The 7,205-nt window shown below is 60.3% G+C and carries 8 protein-coding genes and 3 tRNA genes; 3 read left to right on the plus strand and 8 right to left on the minus strand.

The window, feature by feature from the left end; genetic code table 11:
* The 8 genes from CCD76_RS19915 to CCD76_RS18590 form a co-directional block, all read right to left on the minus strand.
* On the minus strand, positions 1-199 hold a 199-nt coding region (locus tag CCD76_RS19915; RefSeq protein ID WP_143543333.1), incomplete at its 3' end, for a DUF2786 domain-containing protein.
* Positions 196-426, minus strand: coding sequence for a type II toxin-antitoxin system HicA family toxin (locus tag CCD76_RS18560; RefSeq protein WP_087720998.1), 231 nt, complete (start codon positions 424-426; stop codon positions 196-198). The genes CCD76_RS18560 and CCD76_RS19915, both read right to left, overlap by 4 nt.
* Entirely contained in the window at positions 419-622 is a 204-nt protein-coding gene (locus CCD76_RS18565; protein WP_087720999.1) for a hypothetical protein, read from the minus strand. The genes CCD76_RS18560 and CCD76_RS18565 overlap by 8 nt, the downstream gene beginning before the upstream one ends.
* The gene (gene dnaB / locus CCD76_RS18570; protein WP_373419443.1) at positions 619-2,016 is read right to left on the minus strand and encodes a replicative DNA helicase; all 1,398 of its coding nucleotides are present in this window, start codon (positions 2,014-2,016) and stop codon (positions 619-621) included. The genes CCD76_RS18565 and dnaB overlap by 4 nt, the downstream gene beginning before the upstream one ends.
* Complete coding sequence (locus CCD76_RS18575; RefSeq protein ID WP_087721001.1) at positions 2,012-2,920, minus strand: ParA family protein; 909 nt, start codon at positions 2,918-2,920, stop codon at positions 2,012-2,014. Before CCD76_RS18575 ends, dnaB begins: the two co-directional genes overlap by 5 nt.
* A gap of 80 nt (positions 2,921-3,000) precedes the next feature.
* Positions 3,001-3,076, minus strand: a tRNA-Asn gene (locus CCD76_RS18580).
* A 34-nt stretch (positions 3,077-3,110) separates the two neighbouring features.
* A tRNA-Asn gene (locus tag CCD76_RS18585) sits at positions 3,111-3,186 on the minus strand.
* A 30-nt stretch (positions 3,187-3,216) separates the two neighbouring features.
* Positions 3,217-3,292: transfer RNA gene (locus CCD76_RS18590), tRNA-Asn, on the minus strand.
* Positions 3,293-3,710: 418 nt separating this feature from the next.
* Between CCD76_RS18590 and CCD76_RS18595 the strand changes: the two genes are divergently transcribed.
* From CCD76_RS18595 to argE, 3 genes are read left to right on the plus strand one after another with little or no spacing between them, the layout of a single operon-like run.
* A complete protein-coding gene (locus tag CCD76_RS18595; protein WP_087721002.1) occupies positions 3,711-5,120 on the plus strand; it encodes a YfcC family protein in 1,410 nt (469 codons plus the stop codon).
* On the plus strand, positions 5,117-5,899 hold the full coding sequence (locus tag CCD76_RS18600) for a FadR/GntR family transcriptional regulator (protein ID WP_087721003.1): 783 nt from the start codon (positions 5,117-5,119) through the stop codon (positions 5,897-5,899). Before CCD76_RS18595 ends, CCD76_RS18600 begins: the two co-directional genes overlap by 4 nt.
* The gene (gene argE, locus CCD76_RS18605) at positions 5,899-7,062 is read left to right on the plus strand and encodes an acetylornithine deacetylase (RefSeq protein WP_373419442.1); all 1,164 of its coding nucleotides are present in this window, start codon (positions 5,899-5,901) and stop codon (positions 7,060-7,062) included. The genes CCD76_RS18600 and argE overlap by 1 nt, the downstream gene beginning before the upstream one ends.
* The last annotated feature ends 143 nt before the right edge of the window (positions 7,063-7,205 follow it).

Genomic DNA, 7,205 nt, shown 5'->3' on the forward strand with positions numbered 1-7,205 from the left:
AGCGCGGCGGCTTGCGTCCGGTCGGCGACTTGACGACCACCCGGTCGATGGTTGACGCCGCTACGTCGATCTCGCTGACGCCGTACTCGTCCATGAGGTGCTGCGCCTGGCGCAGCGCCGTACCAGCTTCGTGCTCATTGGCCGAGCGTGACAGCGCCAGGCAGCGCTCGATCTTGCGAAGAATGCGATCGGGAATCATGCTTCGTCCTCCTCTTGTCGCTCCATCCGGCGCAGCCGTGCCAGCACGTTCTTCTCGGCTCGTGCGTCGCTGGGTGAAAATCCGGTGAACACGGGCGGGCAGCCCGGCTTGATGAAGCGAACGTGGCCGCCACGGGTGCGTTCGACAATCCAGCCATGAGTCACGGCATAACGCACCACGCGCTTCAGGGCGCGCGTCGAGCAGCGAATCGGCAGTGCGTCAGGCATGGGTCACCTCCCCGATGACTTGATCGGTGTGATCAAGCTGCTGACGAAACAGATCCAATTGCCCCTCCAGCGACAGGATCAGTCGCTCCCGCTCATCTCGAAGCACACTGCACTCGCGATTAAGCCGTGCGAGTTCTTCGCGCTTTTCAGCGAGGCGAGTTTCAAGATCCTGGAGATCATGAGCTGTACAGTTCATGGCCGCGACTCCTGTAACTGTTTCCACGCCAGTGATTCGAACCGGGTGCTCGAGCCCACGAACGTCAGATGCACCGTGCCGGTGGGACCGTTGCGCTGCTTGCCGATGATCAGCTCGGCCAGCCCCTTGTTGTCGGGGTTATCAGTGTTGTAGACCTCGTCGCGGTAGACGAAGCCGATGACGTCGGCGTCCTGCTCGATCGCGCCCGAGTCGCGCAAATCGGCCATGCAGGGCCGCTTGTTGGGGCGATTTTCCAGCGTGCGATTGAGCTGCGAGAGCGCCACCACCGGGCAGTTGAAATCCTTGGCGGTGGCCTTGAGGATGCGCGAGATCGCGGAAATCTCGTTATTGCGGTTCTCGCAGCCCGGCTCCTCGAGCAGTTGCAGGTAGTCGATGAGGATAAGGGCCGGCTTGCCATGGCGGCGCATTAGCCGACGGGCGCGGGACTTGAGCAAAGTTGCCGAGAGTCCGCTGGAGTCGTCCACGAACAGACGCTCCTCGAAGCCCAGTATGCGATTCGTGGCGGAGGTCAGCTTCTCCCAGCCCCCGTCGTCCAACTGGCCAGAGCGGAGTTTGCTCAGATCCAGCCGCCCCATGCTCGCCATCAGACGCAGCATCAGCTGCTCCTCGGGCATCTCGAGCGAGAAGACGAAGATCGGTGCGGTGGCCAATTCGGTGCGACCCGCCGTGGCAACCAGCGCATTTTCGACGAGGTTCATCCCCAGCGTGGTCTTGCCCATCGATGGGCGACCGGCGATGACGATCAGGTCCGAGGCCTGCCAGCCACAGGTGAGCGCGTCGAGGTCCTGGTAACCGGTGGGTGTGCCGGTAATGCCATCCTTGGCGTTGAAGGCACGATCAATAGTATCGATCGCTGCGGTCAACGCTGGACGTATGCCGGTTTCCTTGCCCTGCCGATTTTCGGCCAGCTCAAACAGTTGACGCTCGGTGGCTTCGATCAACGCCTGACTGAGCTGCTGTCCATCCAGCGCCCGCTGACTGAGATCACGCCCCATGTTGACCAGCTGCCGGCGACGCTGATGCTCGCGAACTATGCCGGCATAGGCGACCACGTTGGTTGCCGACGGCGTGTTACGGGCCAGCTCGGCCAGGTAGGACAAGCCTCCACAGGTCTCTAGATTCCCATCGCGCTCCAACACCTCGGAGAGCGTCACCACGTCCAGCGGCTTTTCGTTATGGGATAGCGCTTCCATCGCCTTGAAGATCAGCCGATGCGGGTAGTGATAAAACGCACCGGCATCGACGATTTCGCAGATGTCATCCCACTTTGTGTTGTCGAGCATCAACGCCCCCAGCGTGGACTGCTCGGCCTCGATGCTATGCGGTGGCAGAAGCCCCATGGCCTCTGCGTCTGCCGGGGATGCGGCCTCAATGGACATGACCGACCCCCGATTTACCCATGCCCAATTTGCCGTTAGGCGTGACCGCGCCTACTGCGCCTACTGCGCCTACTGCGCGGATGGCATCGGCCCACTCGGGATAGAGATCGATGGCCACGGCCTTGAGCTGGTCGGCACAGGCCGGTGCCTTGCGGCTGTATGGCTTGCGCGGCTCGACCCGATGGACGGGCAAGCCCTGCAGCGCAGCCGAACGATAGGCGGAGAGATTGACCAGCGGGGTCTCGAGAACGCTGATGCCGTGATCTTCGACCTCGGCATACATGGTGCGAATGCTGTCGGCGATATCGCGGGCGTCGCGCAGTTGGTCGGTCATCTTGTTGAGCAGGATGGAGACCGGCGGCACCTCGAAACGGGTATAGCGCGCCAGCTCGCGCAGCTCGTTGAGCATGCCCTGAGTGCCACGCACGAATTCGCGGGCGGTTAGCAGTTCGGGAACGATGGGAGAGATCAGCCGATCGGCAGCCATGACGGCCATCTCGAGAATCACTGAGCGCGCGCCCTGGGTATCGATCAGGATGGCGTCATAGCGATCAGCAAAGCGATCGAGCAGATCGATCAGGCGGAAACGACCATTCGGGGCGTTGAGCAACAACTGCTGCAACTGATTCCGATAGTCGTTCGAGACAATGATGTCGAGATTGGGAATAGCGGTGTGCGAGATAATCTGGTCGAGGTCGACCAGCTCTGTCGCGAGCAGCTCGTACACCCCACCAGGGGCAGGCTGGGACAGCTCATAGTAGGAAGAGAGGGTTGGCTGGGAGTCCAGGTCTATGAGCAGGACCCGTAGACCGGCGTCTGCCAGGAGACCGCCCAGATTGGCCGTCGTGGTGGTTTTCCCGACGCCGCCCTTGGAGCAAACCGTTGCTGAAACGCGCATGACTACACCTCATCCGTCAGTGATTGGAATGAGTGCAGAGGCGGCATTACATAGCAGGATGTCTTTTCTAAGCGTTCAGCTGGCTCCCTGAGCAGGACTCGAACCTGCGACCCAGCGATTAACAGTCGCTTGCTCTACCAACTGAGCTATCAGGGATCGATACAGCGATCTCTCGTCACGATGATAGCGATGGCTCCCCGAACAGGACTCGAACCTGTGACCCAATGATTAACAGTCATTTGCTCTACCAACTGAGCTATCGGGGATCGTCGTTCACCGCTGGCTGATCTGGATGTTGGCTCCCCGAACAGGACTCGAACCTGTGACCCAATGATTAACAGTCATTTGCTCTACCAACTGAGCTATCGGGGACCATCCTTCAGCACGCGGCGTAGTATACGCGTTGAGTCTTTTGCGTCAAGGCCGATACGCAGGAATCTTCAAAAGAATGGAAACNCCATCCTTCAGCACGCGGCGTAGTATACGCGTTGAGTCTTTTGCGTCAAGGCCGATACGCAGGAATCTTCAAAAGAATGGAAACGAATTATCCAGCGCAATCAATACGCTGCGGAGCCAAACAGATGGCCCAGAGCAAATCTTCTGGCCGGATGACTATCACGGCTCGCCAAACCAGAAGCGTATTCACCGGCCAGAGCGGCTGCGTTGACAAACAGCCTGCGATCCGCATAGCGTCTATTTATTATAATAAATACCCAGCTTGTCTGCGGCCTGCCACAAGAGCTCACGGCCAGCAAGCACATGAACAACAATAGCGATAAAGGAGATCCCCATGACGGCAAGAGACGCGACAACCCGAAAGCCGTGGTATCAACGCATTCCCCATCCTGCCATTTTGATCTTCTGCCTGCTCTGCGTCGTCTGGGTGTTGACGTTGATCATTCCAGCAGGAACCTATGATCGTCAGGAGGTGAATGGCCGAAGCGCTGTCATCCCAGGAACGTTCCACCTCATCGATCAATCGGCACCGTCAGTACTGGAAATCTTCCATGCGATTCCGCTTGGCATGATCGGCGCTGCCAGCATTATCGTCATCGTATTCATCGGCGGCGGCCTGTTCCGGGTCATGGAAGCAACCGGCGCACTGGAAAATCTGGTCGGCACACTGGTGAAACGCCTGGGTGCCGAGCGCCCTTCCATCCTGATCTGGCTGATGACGTTCGTCTTCGGGGCCCTGGGAATCGCCGTCGGCTACGAGAACAATATCGCCTTGATACCGCTTGCGGTCCTGCTGGGACTCGCCATGGGCGGTGACAGGATGGTAGGAACGGCGATCGCGCTCGGCGGTGTCGGGATCGGCTTCGCCACCTCGCCCATCAATGTCTATACCGTTGGCGTCTCCGACCAGATCGCGCAATTGCCGATGTTCTCGGGTGCCGGGCTGAGGAGCGTGCTATGCCTCGGCGCCCTGGCACTGTTGGCACATCACACCAGCCGCTACATGAAACGCCTGCGCGCGGATGCCAGTGCCTCGCTGCTCGAGCGCGACGAACACGACGCCTCTCTCGATAAGCCGATCGACGACTATCGACTGTCGGCGTCGGATCTTCGGGTCATTGGCACCTTCGTGGTCGGCCTCGCCATCATGCTCTACGGGGTCTTCGCCCACGGGTGGTATATCAACGAAATTTCCGGCGTATTCGTGGCCATGACCATCGCCATTGGTGCCATGGCCAAGCTTTCGCCTGCCGACATCAATCGATACTTCTTCGAGGGCACGGCATCGGTGACAACCGGCGCACTTTTGGTGGGCCTGGCCCGGGCGCTGCAGGTCCTGCTCGAACAGGGCAGCATCGGCGATACCATCGTCCACGGCCTGGCAGAACCGCTGGCCAATCTGCCGGTACTGGCATCAACGCTCGCCATGACCCTGGTGCATTCGGTCATCAACGTTTTCATTCCCTCGGGCAGCGGCCAGGCCATGGCCACCATGCCGATCATGATTCCTCTGTCCGACTTGATCGGGATGACCCGGCAAACCGCGATTCTGGCGTTCCAGGTCGGTGATGGCCTGACCAATATGGTGGTACCGACCTCCGGTGGAACATTGGCCATGTTGGCCATTGCCCGCGTGCCATATGACCGCTGGGTGCGCTTCTTCTTCCCATTGCTGGTCAAGGTCTTCCTGCTCAGTTGGCTGATTCTGGCATTTGCGGTGGCGATCGGCTGGGGGCCGGCGTGAGCCGTAAACGTTCGGACCAGATCGCCGACGGGCTACGCGAACGGATTCTCTCCGGCGAGCTGCCGCCCGGCGCCAGGCTGGAAAGCGAATCCGCCCTGAGCGCTCGCCTTTCGACCAGCAAGTGGACACTGCGCGAGGCATTGAAGTCGCTCGAGACCCAAGGCCTGGTCCGAGTCAAAAGCGGCCCGGGCGGTGGTGCCAGTGTCACCGAAGTGAGCGCCGCCACCGCCAACGAGTTGCTGTGGAATTTCTGCTTCAGCCGTGACCTGTCGGTGCCGGACATCTACGCGCTGCGCAAGCTGCTGGAACCGGCTCTGGCACGCGAGGTGACACCACTGCTCGACGCGGCCGCTCTGGAGCGCTTAAGCGCCACCGCCGGGCGTTGCTGCAGTGACCGGCGCGATGGACGTGGCGTATCGGAACGAAAAGATGAGTTGAACTTCCACAACCTGCTCGCCGCAGCGTCGCCTAACCCGTTGCTTCGCTTTCTGGTCGAATTCCTGAATGGGTTGCTGCTCAAGGTGGTTGCCGCACAGCATCTCGATCCAGCTCTGACTGGGGTCGATATCAATTATCACGGTCATGACTATCATCTGGAACTGATCGAAGCCTTCCGTGAATGCGATGCCGAGCGGGCCGGCCGCTTGATGTTCGACCACATGGAGGCCGCCGAACGCTACATGGCCGAACTGACGGCGCTGGCCGGACGTAACCGCTCGCCCGGCGACAACGACAGCGGAACTCATGACAACGAGACAAATGACAACGAGGATTCATGATGTCCATGACGCCCCATAACGCCGCCGATATGCTCGCCAAACTGGTCGGCTTCGATACCGTATCGCGACACTCCAATCTTGCACTGATCGAATTCATCGAAGCGCATCTCGCCGAATACGGCGTCGAGAGCTGGCGTGTCGAGAACGATGACGGCAGCAAATCGAACCTGATCGCCAGGATCGGGCCGGCGGTCGAAGGTGGGGTGGCGCTCTCCGGCCATACCGATGTAGTGCCGGTCGACGGCCAGCCCTGGACCACCGATCCATTCACGCTGACCGCCCATGACGACAAGCTCTATGGACGCGGCAGCTGCGACATGAAGGGCTTTATCGCCTGCGCACTGGCACAGGTGCCGCACTGGGTCGAGCAAAAGCTCAAGAAACCGATCTGGCTGGCATTCTCCTATGACGAAGAGATCGGCTGCCTGGGCGCCCCACGCATGATCGAGCGCCTGGCTGGCGAGCTTCCCCGCCCGGCGGTCGTGGTGGTCGGCGAGCCGACATTGATGCAGCCGGTGACCCAGCAGAAAGGGATTACCTCGCTGAAAACGGTCGTGCATGGCGTCGAGTCTCACTCGAGCCAGGTGGACCAGGGTATTTCGGCGATCCATGTTGCCGCACGACTGGTGACACGGATCGAGGAAATCATGACGGAACTCGTACGCGAAGGTCGAACCAACTCGGCCTTCAATGTGGCCCATTCAAGCCTTCATGTGGGACGCATCCATGGCGGCACCGCAATCAACATCATGGCCCGCGAGTGTGCTTTCGAGTGGGAAATCCGGCACCTTCCCGAAGAGGGCTTCGAGGCAGTCTTTGAGCGCTTCATGACTTACAGCCGACGATTGGAAAGCAAGCTCAAGGCCCGCGACCCCCGCTTTGCCATCGAAACCACGCCCCTGACCCATACCGTGCCGGGGCTCGCCGGCAGCGACAACCGAACGGCCATTGCGCTGTGCGCGCAGCTTCTGGGAGAGCGCGAAGCGGAAGCGGTCGCTTATGCCACCGAAGCCGGTCAGTTTCAGCGGGCAGGACTCGAGGCCATCATCTGCGGACCGGGAAGCATCGCCCAAGCCCATCAGCCGGATGAATTCATCAGCGAAGATCAGCTCGAGCAAGGTGCCGAGTTCATGCGCCGACTCGGCCAGCTACTGGAAGCCTGAGGCAGCCTGAGACAGAGGAACGCAGAACGAAAAATCTGGAATGGCGCTTCTCGACATGCAGTCGACAAGACGGTCTTGGCGCAAGCCAGGAAAGCGAGTCAGGGAAGGCAGGTGGTGGCTACGCCCTGATTCGAACAGGGGAC

Origin of the sequence: Salinicola salarius (assembly GCF_002179555.1) — a bacterium.
GTDB classification, from domain to species: domain Bacteria; phylum Pseudomonadota; class Gammaproteobacteria; order Pseudomonadales; family Halomonadaceae; genus Salinicola; species Salinicola salarius_A.

Bases quoted from the DNA above. Each gene is read 5' to 3' on its own strand.
- CCD76_RS18560 (WP_087720998.1), bottom strand. From the start codon at position 426: ATGCCTGACGCACTGCCGATTCGCTGCTCGACGCGCGCCCTGAAGCGC.
- CCD76_RS18565 (WP_087720999.1), bottom strand. From the start codon at position 622: ATGAACTGTACAGCTCATGATCTCCAGGATCTTGAAACTCGCCTCGCT.
- CCD76_RS18575 (WP_087721001.1), bottom strand. From the start codon at position 2,920: ATGCGCGTTTCAGCAACGGTTTGCTCCAAGGGCGGCGTCGGGAAAACC.
- CCD76_RS18595 (WP_087721002.1), top strand. From the start codon at position 3,711: ATGACGGCAAGAGACGCGACAACCCGAAAGCCGTGGTATCAACGCATT.
- argE (WP_373419442.1), top strand. From the start codon at position 5,899: ATGTCCATGACGCCCCATAACGCCGCCGATATGCTCGCCAAACTGGTC.